We start from the raw sequence: 19257 nt of genomic DNA on the forward strand, positions 1-19257 counted from the left end.
ATTGGGTCCCGGATGAGCCGCCCGGCGTCGGGGGAAGGCACCGGAACGGCTCATCCGGGGCCGAGGAGATTACACCAGGTGGAAATCGCCGAAACGCGGCCCTTTGCAATTCTGTGCCGGCAATTCAGTGTCCTGAAATTGTGTTCCCCTAGGGGTATTCGCAATTGGTTCGACCCCTGTTGAAAGCGTCAAACGCGATGCGCTACGCTTGTCGTGTGGCACAGCTCACACGGGACATGTGAGGGGTGCCGGGGGAGGAGTCGCCGCCCAGGTCGGCACGTCGGGGACCAGGGCGGCTGCTTCCCAAATCGTTCATCCGGCGCGGAACTCGAGTGCGGTGCGGCCATCGGCCACCGGGGTCGAGCCCCGGCCGCGCACCGACTCGAAGGCGCCGCCGGTGGGTTCATGATCCTAACCTGCCCGCGCGCCCCCGGGGAGCCCGAGTGACCGGGTTACCAGGCGTGCACTAAGCGGCCGTGTAACGGTCTCGGCTTCAGAAGGCGACAACCGCCGACTGAGGCAAACCCACGGCGCCCTTGCCTTTTGGCGGCGTGACTTCGCGTGGGTACCCGGCACTCGGGCTGGGGATCTCCGGCCGGGAGATTGGGCCTTCTCCTCCGGCGCAACCTTGGCCAGCCGGCGTTCCCCGTGGACACGTTTCTACTCCTTGCGGCCGTTCCCGTCGAGAGTCAGTTGTCCAGCGCGGCGATCATTGCGTCGGCCATGGGACCGCTGGATGCCGGGTTCTGGCCGGTGAACAGGTTCCCGTCGCGCACGGTGAACGCCTGGTAGGCGGGCCCTCCCGAGTGGTGGGCGCCCATCTCCCGGAGCCGGCTGGCGAGCAGCCACGGTGCGCCGTCCGCCGTGCCGAAAAGTCTCTCCTCCTCGTCGGTGAACGCGGTCAGCCTCCGTCCCTCGAACACCCACCCGCCGGCCGGGTCGACGGCGGCGAGCAGGCCGGCCGGTCCGTGGCAGACGGCCCCGATGAGCTTCCCGGCCGCGTCCGCCTCCGTGAGCAGGCGGCCGAGGGCGGTGTCCCGGTGGAGGTCGACCACGGGACCGTGCCCGCCGGGAAGCACCACCGCGACGTAGTCGGCGATGTCCACCTCGTTCAGCTTGAGCGGCGGGCCGAACTCGCGCAGCGCGCGCTCGGCGTGCGCGACGTGGCGGGCGCAGTCGGCTCCGGCGATCTCCGGGTCGGCGCTGTGCCGGTCCAGCGGCTGGAGCACCCCGCCCGGGGAGGCGAAGTCCACCCGGTAGCCGGCCTCGACGAACTTCTGGTGCGGCGCGGCCAGCTCCTCGGCCCAGTACCCGGTCGGGTACGACGAGCCGTCGGTGCGCTCCCAGGCATCGGCGGCGGACATGACGATCAGGATCTTGCTCACCAGCGGTTCCTCTCGTTCGGCCGGTTCGGCGTGAATTCGGCGTGACTTCAGCGTGGCTCGGGGGAACCGCCGTGGACGCCCATTCCGCGCCCGGTCGGACCGAGGTCGCGCGAACCTAGGACGCGGAGGTCCAGCCGGGAACACGCCGGATCGGGAACAATCGGTCGGGTGGCCGGAACCAACCGCGAGCTCGCCGACTTCCTCCGGCGGGCGCGCGCCCAGGTGGACCCGTTGCGGGCCGGCCTTCCGCCCGACGGACGGGTGCGCCGGGTGCCGGGCCTGCGCCGCGAGGAGGTCGCGCTGTTGGCGGGGGTGTCCCCCGACTACTACGCCCGGCTGGAACAGGGCCGGCGCATCGTCCCTTCGCCGGCGGTGGTGGCGGCGATCGCCCGCGCGCTCGAGCTGGACGCGGCCGGGCGGGCGCACCTGGAGGACCTGATCGGGCTCACCGGGGCGCCGGCCCGCCGCCGGGTGCGTGGGGTGCAGCGCGTGCGACCCGGGCTCTATCAGCTGCTGGACGCCCTGGAGGACCAGCCGGCACTGGTGCTCGGGCGGCGCACCGACGTGCTGGCGGCCAACCGCCTGGCCCGGGCGCTGTTCACGGACTTCGACCGGATACCGCCGAAGCAGCGCAACTACGCGCGCTGGATCCTGCTCGACGAGGATGCACGGTCACTGTTCGTCGATTGGCCGGACCAGGCCAGGGCCGCGGTGCAGAGCCTGCGCCTGGACGTCGGCGACGACCCGGACGACCGGGTCACCACCGCACTGGTAACCGAGCTCCGCGAGCTCAGCCGGGAGTTCGGCATGTGGTGGGAGCAGCATCGGGTGCACCAGCGCACCCACGGCTCGAAGCGGCTGCGCCATCCGGTGGTCGGCGAGCTGACCGTCGAGTACGAGACCCTCAACCCGCCCGGTGACCCCGACACCACGCTGTTCGTCTACACCACCGAGCCGGGGTCTCCTTCGCGGCGGGCCTTGGAGCTGCTCGGCGGCTGGACGGCCACCGGAGGTCCCGGCGCGGTGCGCCTGCTCGCTCCGGGGGAGGCGGATGGATAACATCCGGCCGCGTTCCGATATCCGTCCCGCGGAGGTGGCGTGCTCGAGATCAGCCTGTTGACCTGGGCCGTGACCATCGGGCTGATCGTGGCCCTGCTCGCGGTGGATCTGGCGCTGGCCGCGATGCGTCCGCACCGGGTGGGGTTCGGCGAGGCGAGCGCGTGGTCGGTGTTCTACGTGCTGGTCGCGGTCGGTTTCGGGGTGTGGTTCGCCTCCGTCCACGGTGGTGAGTTCGGCGCCGAGTACTTCGCCGGCTACATCGTGGAGAAGAGCCTCTCGGTCGACAACCTGTTCGTCTTCGTGATCATCATGTCCACGTTCGTGGTGCCGGCCGAGTACCAGCACAAGGTGCTGACCTTCGGCATCGTGCTGGCGCTGATCATGCGCGGGATCTTCATCGCGGTCGGCGCCGCGCTGCTTTCCGTGTTCTCGGTGATGTTCCTGCTGTTCGGCCTGCTGCTGCTGTTCACCGCGATCCAGCTGTTCCGGCACCGCAACGAGGACCCGGACGTGGAGAACAACGTCGTGGTCCGCACGGCGCGGCGGCTGCTGCCGGTGACCGACGACTACGTGGGCGGGCAGTTGTTCGCGCGGGTCGACGGGCGGCGGATGGTCACCCCGCTGCTGGTGGTGCTGGTGGCCATCGGCGGGGTGGACCTGCTATTCGCGCTGGACTCCATCCCGGCGGTGTTCGGCGTGACCGAGGAGCCCTACATCGTGTTCGCCGCGAACGCGTTCGCGCTGCTCGGCCTCCGTGCGCTGTACTTCCTGGTCACCGGGCTCCTGGACCGGCTGGTGTACCTGTCCGCCGGCCTCTCGGTGATCCTGGCGTTCATCGGGGTCAAGCTGATGCTGCACTGGGCGCACGTGGACATCGACGAACGGGTGCCGGAGATCCCGACCCCGGTCAGCCTCGGCGTGATCATCGGCGTGCTGGTGGTGGTCACCGTGGCCAGCCTGGTCAAGACCCGTCGCGACCCGTCGGCCAAGGCGCACCCGGGCAGCCTGCGGGGGCAGCAGCGCAAGCCGGAATGAGCCGGCCGGTCGCCGCGTTGTGTCGCTCCGGAAGGAGGCACACGATGGAGACGATGGCGGAGCGGTACTACCGGGCGAGGATGTTCTTCGACGCGAAGGACTACGTCACGGCGTCGCGGCTGTTCGCCGAGCTGGTCGCCGAGGTGCCCGAGGACGCGGCGCTGGGCATGTTGCTGGCCCGGGCCTACTACCACTCGGCGCAGCTCGGACGGGCCGAGGCGCAGCTGCGCAGGGTGCTGGAGCAGGACCCGGCCTCCGACTACGCGCACCTGCTGCTCGGGCGCACCCTGCAGCGGCAGAGCCGGCACGACGAGGCGGCCGGTCACCTGCGGCTGGCCGAGGCCATGAGCGGGTGACGTCGGCGGTTTGCCGCTGACCGGTCACCTTTGCCGGGGTCGGGGCGTCGGTGGGGTTATCAACGTCCACCGGAGGTACTCGTGTTCGCCGTCCATGCCACCGTCACCGTCCTCGCCGCGCTGTTCACCGGTCTCGCCGCGCTCGGCAACTTCCTCGGCCACGAGTACGTGCGGGAGCAGGCCCGCAAGATGCGGGTACCCAGCTCGTGGCGGTGGCCGCTGGGCACGCTGCTCGCGTCGGGCGCGTTGGGGCTGTTGGTCGGGTTTGCCGTGCCGTGGCTCGGACTGTTCGCCGCCGGCGGCCTGGTGCTGTATTTCGTCGGCGCGTTCTTTGCCCATCTGCGGGTGCGCGATTTCCAGCTCGGCCCGTGGGCGGCGTTCTTTACGCTGGTGGTGGGCGCTCTGGTGACCAACCTCTGGTACTACTAGACGATCTTTGTTTCGAGTCCGGCGAAAAGTGTCGGTGATCGAACGTATAATCGAATACATGGATGGCGGGCTTGGTGCGCGGCTGGCGGGGACCCCCGTCGGCCCAGCGCTGGGCTCGCTGTTGGCCTCGATCGATGTGACGGCGGTGCCGAACGGTTCGGTGATCGACTATCTGCAGGCCTCCGCGCGGCAGCGGTCGCATACCGACGGGGTGTACCTCGGCGCGGTCGCCTCGACGCTGGAGCGTGACCCGTCCGCCAGCCCGGGTTCGGTGGTGTGTCTGGTGGAGCCGGATCGTTACGCGGCGGATGAGGTGCGGGCGGCGTTGGCGATGACCCGTCGGCAGGGGTGGAACGAGTCCGAGTTCGCCTACCTGTTGTGTCGGGGTTTGCCGGCGGTGCATGCGGAGATGTTGGCCGGGCGGGTCGATCGGGGCCGGGCGCTGGTGTTCGTCCAGCACCTGGCCGGTCTACCGGCCGCGCTGATCGTGAAGGTGCTGAACGCGGTCCTGGCGGCGGCACCGGGGTTGACCACCGGCCAGCTGCGCGCCCGCATCCTGAAACTGATCATCACTGCGGATCCGGACCATGCCGAGGATGCCTACGAGCGGGCGTTGGCCGAGCGTGCGGTGGTGGGTTATCTGAACCCCGACGGCACCGCGGTCATCAGTGCGTCGGGCCTGCCGCCGGACGAGGCCGCCGCCGCGACCGAACGCATCTCCCAGCTGGCCCGAGCGGCGAAACGCGCGGGACACCCCGGCCTCATCGACCAGTTGCGGGCGGACATCTACCTGCGGCTCTTGGATGGCCGTTTCCATCACCTGACCCGTGCGGAAATGATCGCCGCTCTGCTGGCCGAGGCCGCACAGATCCCAACCCCAACCGCTGAAGCCACGCCGAGCGACGCCGCGGCGGCCGAAGCCCCAACGGGCGCCGTCCCCTCCGCCGACGTCTCAGCGACGGAAGTCCCAACGGCCGAAGTCCCAACGGCTGTAGTCGCACAAGTCGCAACCGGGGCGGCCGAAGGCCCGGCGTGCCCCGAACCACACAGTCCCGAACCGGATTGCCCCGAGTTGAGCACCACCCCGGCAGACAACGCCGAGCCAGGCCGGGCACATGCGGACAACGCCGAGCCGGACTGTGCCGAGCTCGCCAGCGCCGAGCCGTCCTGGGCCGGACCAGATGATGCCGGACTGGCGGAGGACGGTCCGCATGACCGCCAGCCGGCTGCCTCGCCTCGACCGGCGAGCAGCGAGCGCGCACCCCTCGGCCAAGTGACCGGCATCGAGGTCCGCGCCCGGCTCGACAGCCTTGCCGGGGTCAACGAGTTGCCCGGCGAGCTGCCCGGCTGGGGGCCGATTCTCGCCCAGACCGCCCGGCAGGCAGTCGCCCGCCAACACCAGGGGCAATGGCGATGGGCGGTCACCGACCATGAGGGCTACCTACTCGCCGAAGGCCTCACCCGCCGAAGACCCGCCACCGGCCCACCCGTATACCGCGCCGACGGTGGGATCGTCGAGCTGGCTGTCCCGGCCACCGTCCTGGCCCGGTTGAGTAAGGACCCACCACCGGGTTGGGCCGGGGTGATCCGCGACATCGCCACCCAATACCACCATGCCCACACCGCCCCCGACGCCGACCGGGAGGGCCAGACGGGGCGGCGAATGCCCGGGCGCGGGTTGCGCCGGTATGTGCAGATCCGCGACCGCACCTGCACCGCCCCCGGCTGCCGACGGCCCGCCACCCAATCCGAGCAGGACCACACCGTCGACCACCAACACGGCGGCGCCACCGCCAGCACCAACCTTGGACCCGGCTGCAAGTACGACCATCGGCTCAAACACGAAGGAGGCTGGACCGTCACCCAACCCCAACCAGGCCAGTTCATCTGGATCAGCCCACTCGGGCGCCGCTATCACACCAGAGGTGAACGCATCACCGACCCAGAACCCGAATTACCACCGTTCTAAGACACGGGTGACGCCTCGCGCGGCTCGGGGCAAACTCGGTGCGCCAGAGCCCCGTGTCAACCCGGTCGGCTCGGGGCAACTGGTCAGGTGCGGCCCGGGTCACCTCGGCCGGCGGTGGCTCGGGTCGAGCCGGTTGGCCAGAGCCCGGGTCAAACTTGCACGCCCCGGGGGGCCAACTTGACGGCCGGGCATGACTCGGGACTGAACTTGCACGGTCGGAGGGCCGGCCCGGTCAGTGGGTCAGGGGCCGCCGCCGGGCTTGGGGCCGTTGTAGCCGTCCTCGGAGGAGTCGTCCATGCCGACCTCGTAGCCGACCTTCGGACTGATCTTGTTGTCCCGGATGGTCGCACCGGTGGAGTCGTTCTGCAGGGAGAACGCCTTGTCGATCTTGCCGACGACCTCGTTGCCGGTGAGCGTCACGTCCGAGATGTCGTCGAAGAAGAACGCCTGGCCGGCACCGTTGTCGCAGTAGTTGTTGGTGATGGTGAACTGGCCCGACTTGCCGTCGCCGGTGCCGTCGCCGGCCTCGCTGTCCGGTCCCTCGGCGATCATGCACATGTTGTCGATCTCCTCGAACCGGTTGCCGTCGATCAGCACCCGCTGGCTGGGGCCGTTCTCGTCCGAGGTCGCGTAGGTCTGGATCGCGTCGGCGTGGTTGCCGTCCTGGCCGTTCAGGTTGACCACGTTGCGGATCAGGTTGTGCACGATCTTGATGTCGTTGCCGAAGAACCGGATGCCGTCGCCGTCGTCGCCCTTCTTCACGACCTGGGGGCTGTCCACCACGTTGGCGCGCACCGTGATGTCGTTGCCGATCAGCATGAAACCGGGCGAGCGGGGCTTGGACATGCGCACGCCGTCGACCACCACGTGGTCGCCGCGCACGGTGATCTGCCCGGTGGTCGCGGTTCCGCCGCCGAGGATGGTGATCGGCTGCTTCTCCACCCCGGACCGGCGCAGCTGCAGCTCCTCGTTGCCCAGGTCGCCGTTGAGACAGATCCGGTCGCCCGGCTTGGCGGCCTCCAACGCCTGCCGGGCGCCCGACGCGTCGACCACGTTCGCGGTGCAGTTGCTCAGGGCTTCCGGCTGGCCGTTCGGCGAGCCGCCGGCCGGTGTGCGGGTTCCGGTGGGACCGCCGCCGAACTGGCTGGCGATCAGGTAACTGCCGGCCAGGACGACCACGATGGCGGCGGCCAGGCCGATCCACAGCCAGGGTGGCCGCCGGCGCGGCGGCTCGCCGCCGGCCGAGTATCCCGGCGGGACCGAACCGGGCGGGACCGAACCGGGCGGGGGCAGGCCGGGGCGGGTGCCGCCGGGGCCTGGCCTCGGACCCGCGCCGGGGCGCGGACCGGGCGGCGGTGGGCCGGGGCGTATCCCGGGGCCGGGCGGTGGTGGGCCTGGTCGGCGGGCCATACCGGGGTGCGGCGCACCCGGGGGCGGTGCCCCGCCTCCCGATGGCGGAGGCGCACCGCCCGGCGGCCCCCAGGGTGGCTGGGCGGGTCGATGCATGACTGCCTCCGGACTCGGAACTCAGCTACCAGACTACTGATCACTCATGTGGCGAACCTGTGGGGATGACACGTTAGGTGCCCGTTCGGAAGGGTGGCGGGCTGGGTCGTGGGCGGGCTGGGTGGTGGGCGGCCGCAAAGGAGAGAGTGCATGTCGGACGTGGTGGTTGTCGGTGGCGGGATCGCGGGGGTGTCCATCGGCTACGAGCTGGCGCGCCTCGGCGCGGACCGGGTGGTGCTGGTGGAGGCCGAGTCGACGCTGGCGGTGCATTCCACCGGCCGGTCGGCGGCGACCTACCTGCCCAGCTATGGACCGCCGCCGGTGCGCGCGCTGACCGTGGCCAGCCGGTCCCGGTTCGACCGGCTGGCCGCCGAGTTCGAGCTGGCCGACCCGCTGACCCCACGCGGGTGCCTGATGGTGGCCACCGACGAGCGCAGTGAGCATGCCCTCGCCGAGGAGCTGGCGGCGCAGCCCGAACTGGTCGAGCTGACCGCGCGGGAGGCGCTGGACCGTTGCCGCGCGCTGCGCCCGGAGGCGGTCCGGCGGGCCGGCTGGGACGGCGGCGGCATGGACATCGACGTGCTCGGCGTGCACCAGGCCTACCGGCGCGGGCTGGTCGCCCGGAGGGGGAGCATCGTGACCAGTGCGCCGGTGCGGTCGATGCGGCCGAGGCGGGGCGGCGGCTGGCGGGTGGTGGCGGGCGAGCACCGGCTGGACTGTGACCTGGTGGTGAACGCGGCTGGCGCCTGGGCGGACCGGGTGGCCGGCATGGCCGGGGTGCCACCCGCCGGCTTCACCCCGAAGCGGCGCGGGGTCTGCACCGCACCGGTGGACCCGGCGGCCGGGTTGGGCCGCGGCGACCCGGTGGTCACCGACACCGCCGAGCGCTGGTACTTCCGGCCGGAAGGGGACGGCGTGCTGGTCTCCCCGGCCGACGCGGACCCGGTGGAGCCGGGGGACGCCAAGCCGGACGAGTTGCACATCGCCCGCGCGCTGGAGGCGGTGAACGACGTCACCCGGCTGGGCCTGCGCAGCGTGCGCGCGGTGTGGGCCGGGCTGCGTACGTTCGCCCCGGACGGCGGGCCGGTGGTCGGCGGCTGGCCGGAGCACCCCGGATTCGCGTTCTACGCCGGGCAGGGTGGCTACGGGATCCAGATGGCGCCGGCGCTCGCCGAGTTCGCGGCTTCGGTCCTGCTGGGCCAGAGTCCGCCGGCCGACATAGCCCTCGAGCCGGACGCGCTGGCCCCGACCCGCTTGCGGTGATCGCCGACGGGTCCGCGAAGCTTGGGACATGTCAGTCAGCCGGCGACAGGTAATTCAGTGGTCCGGACTCACGGCGCTGGCCGGGCTGACCGCGTCGGCGCTGCCCGGCTGTGCCGGCGAGCCGGGGCCGCTGGACGAGCTGGACCGGATCGTGACCGCGTACCGCGAGCTGCAGATCGGCGTGGACCGCTCCTCGCCGGCCCGTGACCGGGCGCTGGCCGCGCTGGACGCGGTCGCCGGGCGTTACGCCGACGGCCTGGCGGAACCGGGCAACGGGGACGGGACGGACGCCCGGCCGCTGTGGCCGGACCTGCCGAAGGGCCCGGGCAGCCAGTACTTCCCGATGATGTACTACCGGCTGCGCACGATCACGGTGGCCTGGGCGACCCCGGGGTCGGCCACCGGCAAGCGCCCCGAGCTGCCCGGCCGGCTGCTGGCCGCGCTGGACTGGCTCTACCGCAACCAGTACAACGAGGGCACCACCGAGCAGGGCAACTGGTACGTCTACGAGATCGGCGTGCCGTACTGGCTGCTGCAGACCATCGTCGCGTTGGATGACCGGCTGCCGGCGGCGGACCGGGCGCGCTACCTGCGGCCGGTGCTGCGGTTCGTGGCCGACCCGAACCGGCGCACGGTGAAGCCGGAGACCGTGGAGACCGGCGCCAACCGGGCGGACAAGGCGCTGATCACCGTGATCTCCGGGGCGCTCGCCGGGGACCCCGCGCGGGTGGCCGCCGGCGTCGCGGCGGTGACCGATACCGCCGGCAAGGGCGCGGACAGCCTGGTCGCCAAGGTGACGAAGGGCGACGGGTTCCGCACCGACGGCTCGTTCATCCAGCACGATTCGGTGCCCTATCCGGGGCACTACGGGCTGGTGCTGCTGACCGCGGTGGCCGGCCTGGTGCACGTCACCGGGGGCACCCGGTACCAGCTCGAGCCGGAGGCGCGCCAGCGGTTCCGGGACTCGGTGGACGAGTCGTTCGCGCCGTTCCTGTTCGCCGGCTCGATGCACGAGTCGGTGCGCGGGCGGATGCTGTCACGGCAGGGCGAGACCGGTGCGGACGCGGGGAAACAGCTGATCGCGGCGGTCGCCCTGCTGGCCCGCACCGCCCCGGAGCCGGCCAGGGACCGGCTGGCCGCCTCGGTGGCCGGCTGGCTGGGCGGGCGTGGCGTGCTGCCGGAGCGCGAACCGCTGGACCTGAGCCGCTACGCCGGCGGGCCTCAGCCGGTCGGGGTGCCCGAGGTGGAGTACGTCGAGGCGCTGGCCGAGGACGAGTCGGCCTCCCCGGACTCCGCCGAGCGGCACCTGGTCTTCCCCCAGATGGACCGGATGGTGCACCGCGCCGGGGGTGCCTGGTCGGCCTCGCTTGGCCTCAGCTCGACCCGGACCTGCCGGTACGAGGCGATCAACGGGCAGAACAAGCGCGGCTGGTACACCGGCGACGGGGTGCTCTACGTCGGCCTGCCGGAACACCCGGACCACTACGCCGACGCCTACTGGCCCACCGTGGACGCCTCGGCGCTGCCCGGCACCACCGGCAAGGACACGCCGCCCCCGCCGCTGCTCGGCGAGCCGCTGCCCAAGGGCGGCACGGACTACGCCGGCGGCGTCCGGTTCGACGACCGGCACGGCTGCCACGGCCTGGACCATGTGGCCCAGGACGGCACGCTGCGGGCCAAGAAGGCCTGGTTCTTCACCCCCAGCGCGGTGCTCTGCCTCGGCTGCGACATCACCGACGGCACCGGAGCCCCGGTGCGCACGGTGATCGAGAACCGCAACCTGGGGGAGAAGGGCACCGGCGCGCTGCTGGTGGAGGGCCGCGCGGCGCCGACCGAGCTGGGCCAGCGGGCGCCGCTGCCCGGGGCGCGCTGGCTGCACCTGGAAGGGGTCGGCGGCTACGTGATGCTGGGAGCGGCGCTGGACGCGCCGCCGGAGGGCATCCTGGGGGTGCTCCGGGAGGACCGCACCGGCAGCTGGCGGGACATCGACACCGGCGCCAACACCGCCGGCACCCTCACCCCGTACAACCGCCGCTACCAGCGGGTCTGGCTGGACCACGGGGTACGCCCGGCCGGCGCGCGGTACGCCTACGCGGTGCTGCCGGGCGCGACGCCGGAGGTCACCGGGGCGTCGGTGGGCCGGTGGACGGTGCTGGTCAACACTCCGCTGGTGCAGGCGGTGCGGGTGGAGCAGGACCTGGTCGGCGCGCTGTTCCACGCCGCCGCCGGGGTGGAACGGGTCAGCGTGTCCGGCCCGGCCGCCGTGATGTGGGGACCACGGCAGGACGGCTGGGTGGTCACCGTGGCCGACCCCACGCAGCGGCAGGACACGCTGCGCCTCACCGTGGACCGCCCCGGCGCACGGGTGGTCCGCGCCGATCCCACGGTCACCGTGGTCGCCACCGACCCGAAGCTGGTCGTCCAGGTCAACGTGGCCAACTCGCTGGGCGCCCCGCAAACCCTGGTACTCAGCTAATCACTGAATCAGGTGGCGGTGGTGGCCAGGCGCAGCGCGAGCAGGGCGATGTCGTCGTTGGGCGGGGTGGCGGAGAAGGACTCCACCGCGTTGCGGATGGACGTGATCAGCTGGCGCGACGTCTGGCCGGCGCCCTGCGCGGCGGCGGCCAGCAGCCGGTCGGGGCCGAACTGCTCGCGTCCCCTGCGCCGTTCGGTGACCCCGTCGGTGTAGGCCACGAAGGTGTCGCCCGGCTCCAGCCGGTGCGTGCTGGTGACCAGCTTGGGACTGCTGACCAGGCCGACCGCCGTGCCGTGCGCGCCGATGAACTCGCACCGGCCGTCCGCGCGCACCAGCATCGGCTGCGGGTGGCCGGCCAGCAGCAGCTCGATGGTCAGCCCGGGTGGCTCACCGGAACCGTTCTTGGTGACCAGCGCGGTGGCCAGCGTACAGAACTGGTACGGGTCGGCGGCGTCCATCATCACGTCGTTGAGCAGCTGCACCGCCCGTTTCAGCGAGCGGCCCTCACGGACCAGCACGCGCAGCACGTCGCGCACCATCCCGGTGCGCGCGGCCGCCGCCGCGCCCTTGCCGCACACGTCCCCGATGGAGGCCAGCCACTGGTACGGCTGCACGCTGAGGATGTCGTAGAAGTCGCCGCCGACGTCGCTGCCGGCGCTGGCCGGCAGGTACTCGGCGGCGAAGTCCACGCCCTCCACGTCCGGCAGTCCCCGGGGCAGCAGGGCGTGCTGCAGGGCCTGCGACGTGGCGATGTGTGCGGCGGTGGACTGGGCGTTGTCGATGGCCAGCGAGGCGCGGCGGGCGATGTCGCCGACCAGTGCGACGTCCTCCGGGGTGTGCGAGCGCCGCGCCGGCCGGCCGACCGCCAGTGCGCCGATCGGCCGGCCGTGCACGGTGAGCGCGACCACGATGCCGTCGGTCGGGTCGGAGAACCAGGCCGGCGCGGTGGCCCCGCCGGTCATCTCCTTCAGGTAGCGGGCCAGCTCGACCGGCGGCGTGTCCTCCAGCGCGGTGCGCAGCTCGGGCACCACGTCCTCGGTGGCGTGGGTGATCGCGGCCAGCCGGTACTGCCGCCCGGCGGTTCCGGGCGGGCCGCCGGCGTTGCCGAGCAGGTAGACCGCGCACCACTGGCCCAGCCGGGGCACCACCACCTGCGGCACCAGCGCGACCACCAGGTCGGTGTTCATGGACTGGCCGAGCAGCTCGCTGGCGTCCGCCAGGTAGGTCATCCAGGACCGCCGGCGCAGGTCGGCGCCGCGCAGCCAGTCCAGCTCGACGGTGAGCGCGATCCGTTCGGCGGTCAGCTCGGCCATCCGGGAGGTGCGCAGGTCCACCCCGCCGGGCGTGGGCACCCGCAGCGTGCCGCGCAGCGGCGCGGTGAGCGGCAGCGCGAACTCCTGGAACCGCACCCCGACCAGGGTCACCGGGGGTGACCCGGCCTGGGCCAGCGGCACGGTGCCGCCGCCGTCCCCGTGGTCCACGTCCACCGTCACCCATTCGGCGGCCAGCATCTCGCGCAGCCGCCGGGACAGCTCGGTGGCCAGCGTGGGCGTGTCCAGCCGGGCGGCCAGCCGGGCCGGCATGTGCAGCAGCCTGCGCACCTGGTCGGCGTCCGGCAGCGTGGGTTCCAGCTTGGCGAAATCCGGAACCTCCTGGGCCTCGCTGGTCTCCGCGACCGGGTGGTCGCCCCGGCTGACCGAGAACCAGGTGCGGTGCGTGCCGCCCCGTTCGTGCCGGGTGCCCCACGCGCTGGACAGCCGCTCCACGAGCAGCAGCCCGCGCCCGTGGCTGGACGCCCGGCCGAACCGGGGCCGGGGCTCGCCGAGATAGAGCTCCAGCGGCCCGGCGCCGTGGTCGGTCACCGTGACGAGCACCCGCTCCGAATCGATATCAACCTCGACCTCGTACTCCGTGCCGGCATGTAACGTGGCGTTATCGCACAATTCGCTGGCCAAAAGCAGCACGATGTCTATGAGGTCGTGATCGGTGTCGCCGGAGTTGTTACCGTCGTCGGGGTTGTGTGCGGCCAGGCCGGCTTCGCCCAGCGCGGCCCGCAGCATTGAGCGGGCGCGACGGGTGGATGCCGCGTCAGGTGGCAGGCGAAGCCGCCGTTGAAGCCGAACGGTCACGGCCGCAGTCTGCCAAGGTGTAGCCGCGAAGGCACAGCGGCGCATCGGACCGGTGGAGAGGACAGCAGGCATGACGACGGTCCGGAGGACGACCGAGGCGCTCGGGAATTCCGAGACTGCCAGCGCGCGGACGCAGGATCCGGCCGAGGCGCTGTTGCACGAGCTCGCTTCGGCGGTCACCGAGCTGCGGCGCGGGCGGTTCGAGGTGCGGCTGTCCCGCCGGGGCGGGTTGCCCGGCCAGGTGGCGGACCGGTTCAACGAACTGACCAGGTTGCTGGAGCGGCGCAACCGGGATCTGCTGCGGATCAGCCGGGTGGTCGGCCGCGAGGGCCGGATGGCGGAGCGGCTGGACGAGGACGCCGTGGACGGCGAATGGGCGCAGGCCGCGCACGCGGTCAACGCGCTGATCGACGACCTGGCCCGGCCCACCTCGGAGATCGCCCGGGTGCTGGCCGCCGTCGCCGAGGGCGACCTCTCCGAGCACATGCCGCTGGAGATCGAAGGCCGGCCGCTGCGCGGGGAGTACCTGCGGATCGGGCGCACCGTGAACAAGATGGTCGAGCAGCTGTCCAGCTTCGCCGACGAGGTCACCCGGGTGGCCCGCGAGGTGGGTACCGAGGGTCGCCTGGGCGGCCAGGCGCAGGTACCGAACGTCGCCGGCATCTGGCGTGACCTGACCGACAACGTCAACCAACTGGCGGACAACCTCACCGGTCAGATCCGCAACATCGCCCAGGTGACCACCGCCGTGGCCCAGGGCGACCTCTCCCAGAAGATCACCGTGGACGCCCGGGGCGAGACCCTCGAGCTCAAGAACACCGTCAACACCATGGTTGACCAGCTCTCGAGCTTCGCCGACGAGGTCACCCGGGTGGCCCGTGAGGTGGGTACCGAGGGCAAGCTCGGTGGTCAGGCCCAGGTCAAGGACGTCGCCGGCACCTGGCGTGACCTGACCGACAACGTCAACCAGCTGGCCGACAACCTCACCAGCCAGGTCCGCAACATCGCCCAGGTCACCACCGCCGTGGCGAAAGGCGACCTCTCCCAGAAGATCACCGTGGACGCCCGGGGCGAGACCCTCGAGCTCAAGAACACCGTCAACACCATGGTTGACCAGCTCTCGAGCTTCGCCGACGAGGTCACCCGGGTGGCCCGTGAGGTGGGTACCGAGGGCAAGCTCGGTGGTCAGGCCCAGGTCAAGGACGTCGCCGGCACCTGGCGTGACCTGACCGACAACGTCAACCAGCTGGCCGACAACCTCACCGGTCAGATCCGCAACATCGCCCAGGTCACCACCGCGGTCGCCCAGGGCGACCTGACCCAGAAGATCACTGTGGACGCCCGGGGCGAGATCCTCGAGCTCAAGAGCACCGTCAACACCATGGTCGACCAGCTGTCGAGCTTCGCCGACGAGGTCACCCGGGTGGCCCGCGAGGTGGGTACCGAGGGCAAGCTCGGTGGTCAGGCCCAGGTCAAGGACGTCGCCGGCACCTGGCGGGGCCTGACGGAGAACGTCAACCAGCTCGCCTCCACGCTGACCTCCCAGCTGCGCTCCATCTCGGTGGTGTCCACCGCCGTGGCCCGGGGCGACCTGACCCAACAGATCGACGTCACGGCCCAGGGCGAGGTCGCCGACCTGCGGGACACGATCAACCAGATGATCCTCACGCTCCGGGAGACCACCAAGGAGAACGCCGAGCAGAACTGGCTGGACTCCAACATCGCCCGGATCAGCCGCCTGCTGCAGGGCCAGCGCGACCTCACCGAGGTCAGTCAGATGATCATGAATGAGGTCGCACCGCTGGTGAACGCCCAGGTCGGGGCGTTCTTCCTGCCCGCGAAGCCGGACAGCGACAAGCCGGCCGCCTCGGACTGGACGGACCCCAGCGTCGCCGAGTGGCGGCTGTCCGGCGGCTACGCGCTGCATCCGGGGGCCCGGGACCGCAGCTTCGGCGCCGGCGAGGGGCTGGTCGGCCAGGCCGCCTCCACCAAGCAGATCGTGCAGGTCAAGGACATCCCGGCGGACTACCTGCCGATCAGTTCCGGCATGGGCACCATCTCGCCCACCGAGCTGGTGGTGCTGCCGGTGCTCTTCGAGGGGCAGTCCCTGGGTGTGATCGAGTTCGGCTCGGTCACCGCGTTCTCCCCGCTGCACCTGATCTTCCTGGAGCGGCTGGCCGGCGCGATCGGGGTCACCCTGGCGACGATCCAGGCCAACCGGCGCACCGAGGAGCTGCTGGTCCAGTCCCAGCGGCTGGCCGTCGAGCTGCAGGACCAGTCGGCCGAGCTGCAGCGCACCAACGCCGAGCTGGAGGAGAAGGCGGAGCTGCTGTCCGAGCAGAACCGCAACATCGAGATCAAGAACATGGAGATCGACGCCGCCCGGCGCGGCGTGGAGGACCAGGCCCAGCAGCTGGCCCGGGCGAGCCAGTACAAGACCGAGTTCCTGGCCAACATGAGCCACGAGCTGCGCACCCCGCTGAACTCGTTGCTGCTGCTCTCCCGGCTGCTGGCGGAGAACGAGGAGCGCAACCTGACGCCGAAGCAGATGGAGTTCGCGGCCACCATCCACAGTGCGGGTTCCGAGCTGCTGCTGCTGATTGACGACATCCTGGACCTTTCCAAGATCGAGTCCGGCCGGGTGGACCTGGACCCGGAGCAGGTGGGGCTGGAGCAGGTGGCCGCCAACGTGGAGCAGGCGTTCGTGCCGCAGGCCGAGGAGAAGGGCCTGGAGCTGCGGGTGAACCTGGCCGACGGGCTGCCCACCAGCATCCACACCGACTCGCAGCGGCTGCAGCAGATCCTGCGCAACCTGCTGTCCAACGCGGTGAAGTTCACCGCCAGCGGCTCGGTCACGCTCACCGTGGAGTCGGCGCGGCCGTGGCCGTCGTTCGGGGTGTCCTCGCTGGACGACGCGCACGCGGTGGTCGCGTTCCGGGTGCAGGACACCGGCATCGGCATCGCCAGCGACAAGCTCGAGATGATCTTCGAGGCGTTCCAGCAGGCGGACGGCACGACCAGCCGCAAGTACGGCGGCACCGGCCTGGGGCTGTCCATCAGCCAGGAGCTGGCGCAGATGCTCGGCGGCACCATCACGGTCAGCTCCGAGGTGGGCGTCGGTTCGGTGTTCAGCCTGTTCCTGCCGGACGAGCTGCCGATGGACCGGACCGACCCGGACATGCCCATGCGGCCCGCCCCGGCGGCCGGAGTGTCCAACAACGGCGGCGGGCCGATCGCGCCGCGGTCGCCGGAAGCCTCGGCGCCGGGGGACAACGGCGCGGAGCCGTCGGGCGATCCGGCGGAGGACCGGGACGGCGGCGTCGCCGAGTCACCGGTGGTGAGCGGCTCCGGCGTGCCCGGGCTGGTCCAGCCGTCCAGTGGGCTCGGCCCGATCCTGCGCGCCCGCACCGAGCCGGTCGTGTCGGCGCGCCCGGTGATCGACCTGGACGGCGCGACGGTGCTGATCGTGGACGACGACGTGCGCAACGTGTTCGCGTTGACCAGCGCATTGGAGCTGCACGGGCTGAAGGTGCTCTACGCGGACAACGGCGCGGCCGGAATCGAGCTGCTCACCGAGCACCCGGAGATCGACATCGTCCTGATGGACGCGATGATGCCCGATCTCGACGGCAACGCAACCACCAAACTTATTCGCAAATTGCCTGGTGGCGCCGAGCTTCCCGTGGTCTTCTTGACCGCGCGGGCGATGCCGAGCGAGCGGGAGTCGAGCCTCGCCGCCGGTGCCACCGACTACGTCACCAAACCGGTGGACAAGGAGCAACTGCTAACCATCATGGCGAAATGGATCTCGCTGGCGCGCGAGGGCAAGAACCGAAATGGCGGGTAACAGGGCGAAGGTCCTGGTGGTGGACGACCGGCCGGACAACCTGGTCGCGCTGGAGGCCATCCTGCAGGGCCTCCCGATCGAGATCACCTCCGTGACCAGCGGCGACGACGCGTTGAAGCACCTGCTGGTGAACGACTACGCGGTGATCCTGCTGGACGCCCGGATGCCCGGCATGGACGGCTTCGAGACCGCCAGCCACATCAAGCAGCGGGAGCGCACCCGGCACATCCCGATCGTGTTCCTCACCGCCGCCAACTACGACCCGCACCTGGCCTTCCGCGGCTACCAACTGGGCGCGGTGGACTACCTGACCAAGCCGTTCGACCCGTGGATCCTGCGGTCCAAGGTGCAGGTGTTCGCCGAGCTCTGGAAGCTGCACAGCGAGGTGGCCGCGCGCGCCGCCGAGTGCGCCACGCTGCGCAAGGCGGTGAACGACGCGCTCGAGCTGCTCGGCGACCCGGCGGAGCCCGCCCAAGCGATCTCCGCCGCCCGCGACCGCCTGGCCCGCACGCTCGGCATGGACCTGGGCGCCACCTCCGGCCGCCCCGGCTGAGTCCCCCCGGCGCCCGTGCCGGCGACCGCGTGGATCAGGACATGCCGACCAGGTCGGCTCCCCACCGGTCCAGCTCGGCGTCCAGGTTCAACGGGCGGGTGGCCAGCTCGGAGCGCATCTCCTCGGTCACCCGGTCCAGCGGGACCAGCCAGCTGACCTCGAACTCCAGCCCGTCCGGGTCCTTGGCGTAAAGGGCCTTGGTGGTGACGTGGTCGGAGGCGCCGACCAGCGCGCCGGCCGCGGACAGTTTGCGCTGGTAGTCGGCCAGCTCGGCCAGGGTGCCGACGGACCAGGCCAGGTGGTAGAGCCCCACCGCGCCGCGCCCGGCCGGCGAGTCCCCCGCCGCCGAGCCGATCTCGAAGAGTCCCAGGTCGTGGTCGTTGTCCGAGTCGGCCGCGCGCAGGAACACCGCGCCCGGGACCCGGTGCACCTCCCGGAAACCGAGCACCCCGACGTAGAACGGAACGCTCCGTTCCAGGTCGCGCACATACAGCACCGCATGGTTCAACCGCTTGATACCCACACCTCGAGGTTAAGGGTCTAGGCAGGGATGACAACATTAAGAGTATGAAATCGCGCGTACTGGTGGTCGATGACGATCCAGCGCTCTCCGAGATGCTCTCCATCGTGCTCAAGGGGGAGGGCTTCGACACCACGGTGGTCTCCGACGGGACCAGGGCACTGCCGGCGGTGCGCGAGGTGCGGCCGGACGTGGTGTTGCTGGACCTCATGCTGCCGGGCATGAACGGGATCGACGTCTGCCGCGCGATCCGGGCGGAGTTCGGCGTGCCGATCGTCATGCTCACCGCGAAGAGCGACACGGTGGACGTGGTGCTCGGCCTGGAGTCCGGGGCCGACGACTACGTGATCAAACCGTTCAAGCCCAAGGAGCTGGTGGCCCGGATCCGGGCCCGGCTGCGCCGCACCGACGCGGAGCCGTCCGAGATGCTCACCATCGGCGAGGTGAACATCGACGTTCCCGGTCACCAGGTGACGCGGAACGGCCAGCACATCTCGCTGACCCCGCTGGAGTTCGATCTGCTCGTGGCACTGGCCCGGAAGCCGCGTCAGGTGTTCACTCGGGAGGTGCTGCTCGAGCAGGTGTGGGGTTACCGGCACGCGGCCGACACCCGGCTGGTGAACGTGCACGTGCAGCGGCTGCGCTCCAAGGTGGAGCGCGACCCGGAACGGCCCGAGGTGGTGTTGACGGTGCGCGGTGTGGGATACAAGGCCGGCCCCCCGTGATCAGA

Annotated in this window: 14 protein-coding genes; 10 read left to right on the plus strand and 4 right to left on the minus strand. The window is 71.3% G+C overall.

Annotated elements, in window-relative coordinates:
• Positions 1-689: 689 nt before the first annotated feature.
• A complete protein-coding gene (locus tag ABEB12_RS08460) occupies positions 690-1385 on the minus strand; it encodes a DJ-1/PfpI family protein (protein WP_185064355.1) in 696 nt (231 codons plus the stop codon).
• 168 nt (positions 1386-1553) lie between these two features.
• Here ABEB12_RS08460 and ABEB12_RS08465 point away from each other — a divergent pair, with 168 nt between their 5' ends.
• From ABEB12_RS08465 to ABEB12_RS08485, 5 genes are all read left to right on the plus strand, one after another.
• Entirely contained in the window at positions 1554-2444 is an 891-nt protein-coding gene (locus ABEB12_RS08465; protein WP_185064356.1) for an MmyB family transcriptional regulator, read from the plus strand.
• Between the two features lie 39 nt (positions 2445-2483).
• The gene (locus ABEB12_RS08470; protein WP_185064357.1) at positions 2484-3479 is read left to right on the plus strand and encodes a TerC/Alx family metal homeostasis membrane protein; all 996 of its coding nucleotides are present in this window, start codon (positions 2484-2486) and stop codon (positions 3477-3479) included.
• A 44-nt stretch (positions 3480-3523) separates the two neighbouring features.
• A complete protein-coding gene (locus ABEB12_RS08475; RefSeq protein ID WP_185064358.1) occupies positions 3524-3835 on the plus strand; it encodes a tetratricopeptide repeat protein in 312 nt (103 codons plus the stop codon).
• 81 nt (positions 3836-3916) lie between these two features.
• A complete protein-coding gene (locus ABEB12_RS08480) occupies positions 3917-4264 on the plus strand; it encodes a DoxX family protein (RefSeq protein ID WP_185064359.1) in 348 nt (115 codons plus the stop codon).
• A 58-nt stretch (positions 4265-4322) separates the two neighbouring features.
• A complete protein-coding gene (locus tag ABEB12_RS08485; protein ID WP_185064360.1) occupies positions 4323-6233 on the plus strand; it encodes a hypothetical protein in 1911 nt (636 codons plus the stop codon).
• Positions 6234-6473: 240 nt separating this feature from the next.
• Here the strand turns inward: ABEB12_RS08485 and ABEB12_RS08490 are convergent, their stop codons facing one another.
• Entirely contained in the window at positions 6474-7643 is a 1170-nt protein-coding gene (locus ABEB12_RS08490) for a right-handed parallel beta-helix repeat-containing protein (protein ID WP_185064361.1), read from the minus strand.
• Between the two features lie 246 nt (positions 7644-7889).
• On the opposite strand from ABEB12_RS08490, the gene ABEB12_RS08495 reads away from it, so the two are divergent.
• Positions 7890-9002 carry an FAD-dependent oxidoreductase gene (locus ABEB12_RS08495; RefSeq protein ID WP_185064362.1) on the plus strand — a complete coding sequence of 371 codons (1113 nt, stop codon included), beginning with the start codon at positions 7890-7892 and terminating at the stop codon, positions 9000-9002.
• Positions 9003-9030: 28 nt separating this feature from the next.
• Complete coding sequence (locus tag ABEB12_RS08500) at positions 9031-11478, plus strand: polysaccharide lyase family 8 super-sandwich domain-containing protein (protein WP_185064363.1); 2448 nt, start codon at positions 9031-9033, stop codon at positions 11476-11478.
• Positions 11479-11486: 8 nt separating this feature from the next.
• Here ABEB12_RS08500 and ABEB12_RS08505 read toward each other — a convergent pair whose 3' ends face one another.
• A complete protein-coding gene (locus ABEB12_RS08505; protein WP_185064364.1) occupies positions 11487-13607 on the minus strand; it encodes a SpoIIE family protein phosphatase in 2121 nt (706 codons plus the stop codon).
• A 70-nt stretch (positions 13608-13677) separates the two neighbouring features.
• Here ABEB12_RS08505 and ABEB12_RS08510 point away from each other — a divergent pair, with 70 nt between their 5' ends.
• Positions 13678-17454, plus strand: coding sequence for a HAMP domain-containing protein (locus tag ABEB12_RS08510; protein ID WP_185064365.1), 3777 nt, complete (start codon positions 13678-13680; stop codon positions 17452-17454).
• The gene (locus tag ABEB12_RS08515) at positions 17444-18007 is read left to right on the plus strand and encodes a response regulator (protein ID WP_185064366.1); all 564 of its coding nucleotides are present in this window, start codon (positions 17444-17446) and stop codon (positions 18005-18007) included. The genes ABEB12_RS08510 and ABEB12_RS08515 overlap by 11 nt, the downstream gene beginning before the upstream one ends.
• 34 nt (positions 18008-18041) lie before the next feature.
• Here ABEB12_RS08515 and ABEB12_RS08520 read toward each other — a convergent pair whose 3' ends face one another.
• A complete protein-coding gene (locus tag ABEB12_RS08520; protein WP_185064367.1) occupies positions 18042-18530 on the minus strand; it encodes a VOC family protein in 489 nt (162 codons plus the stop codon).
• A gap of 44 nt (positions 18531-18574) precedes the next feature.
• Here ABEB12_RS08520 and mtrA point away from each other — a divergent pair, with 44 nt between their 5' ends.
• Positions 18575-19252: an MtrAB system response regulator MtrA gene (gene mtrA, locus ABEB12_RS08525; RefSeq protein WP_185064368.1), complete on the plus strand. Its 678-nt coding sequence runs from the start codon at positions 18575-18577 to the stop codon at positions 19250-19252.
• The last annotated feature ends 5 nt before the right edge of the window (positions 19253-19257 follow it).

Origin of the sequence: Actinospineispora eucalypti, from assembly GCF_039543365.1 — a bacterium.
GTDB classification, from domain to species: domain Bacteria; phylum Actinomycetota; class Actinomycetes; order Mycobacteriales; family Pseudonocardiaceae; genus Pseudonocardia; species Pseudonocardia eucalypti.

Coding starts and splice junctions, on each gene's coding strand:
- ABEB12_RS08475 (WP_185064358.1), top strand. CDS start 3,524: ATGGAGACGATGGCGGAGCGGTACTACCGGGCGAGGATGTTCTTCGAC.
- ABEB12_RS08485 (WP_185064360.1), top strand. CDS start 4,323: ATGGATGGCGGGCTTGGTGCGCGGCTGGCGGGGACCCCCGTCGGCCCA.
- ABEB12_RS08490 (WP_185064361.1), bottom strand. CDS start 7,643: ATGGCCCGCCGACCAGGCCCACCACCGCCCGGCCCCGGGATACGCCCC.
- ABEB12_RS08495 (WP_185064362.1), top strand. CDS start 7,890: ATGTCGGACGTGGTGGTTGTCGGTGGCGGGATCGCGGGGGTGTCCATC.
- ABEB12_RS08500 (WP_185064363.1), top strand. CDS start 9,031: ATGTCAGTCAGCCGGCGACAGGTAATTCAGTGGTCCGGACTCACGGCG.
- ABEB12_RS08510 (WP_185064365.1), top strand. CDS start 13,678: ATGACGACGGTCCGGAGGACGACCGAGGCGCTCGGGAATTCCGAGACT.
- ABEB12_RS08515 (WP_185064366.1), top strand. CDS start 17,444: ATGGCGGGTAACAGGGCGAAGGTCCTGGTGGTGGACGACCGGCCGGAC.
- mtrA (WP_185064368.1), top strand. CDS start 18,575: ATGAAATCGCGCGTACTGGTGGTCGATGACGATCCAGCGCTCTCCGAG.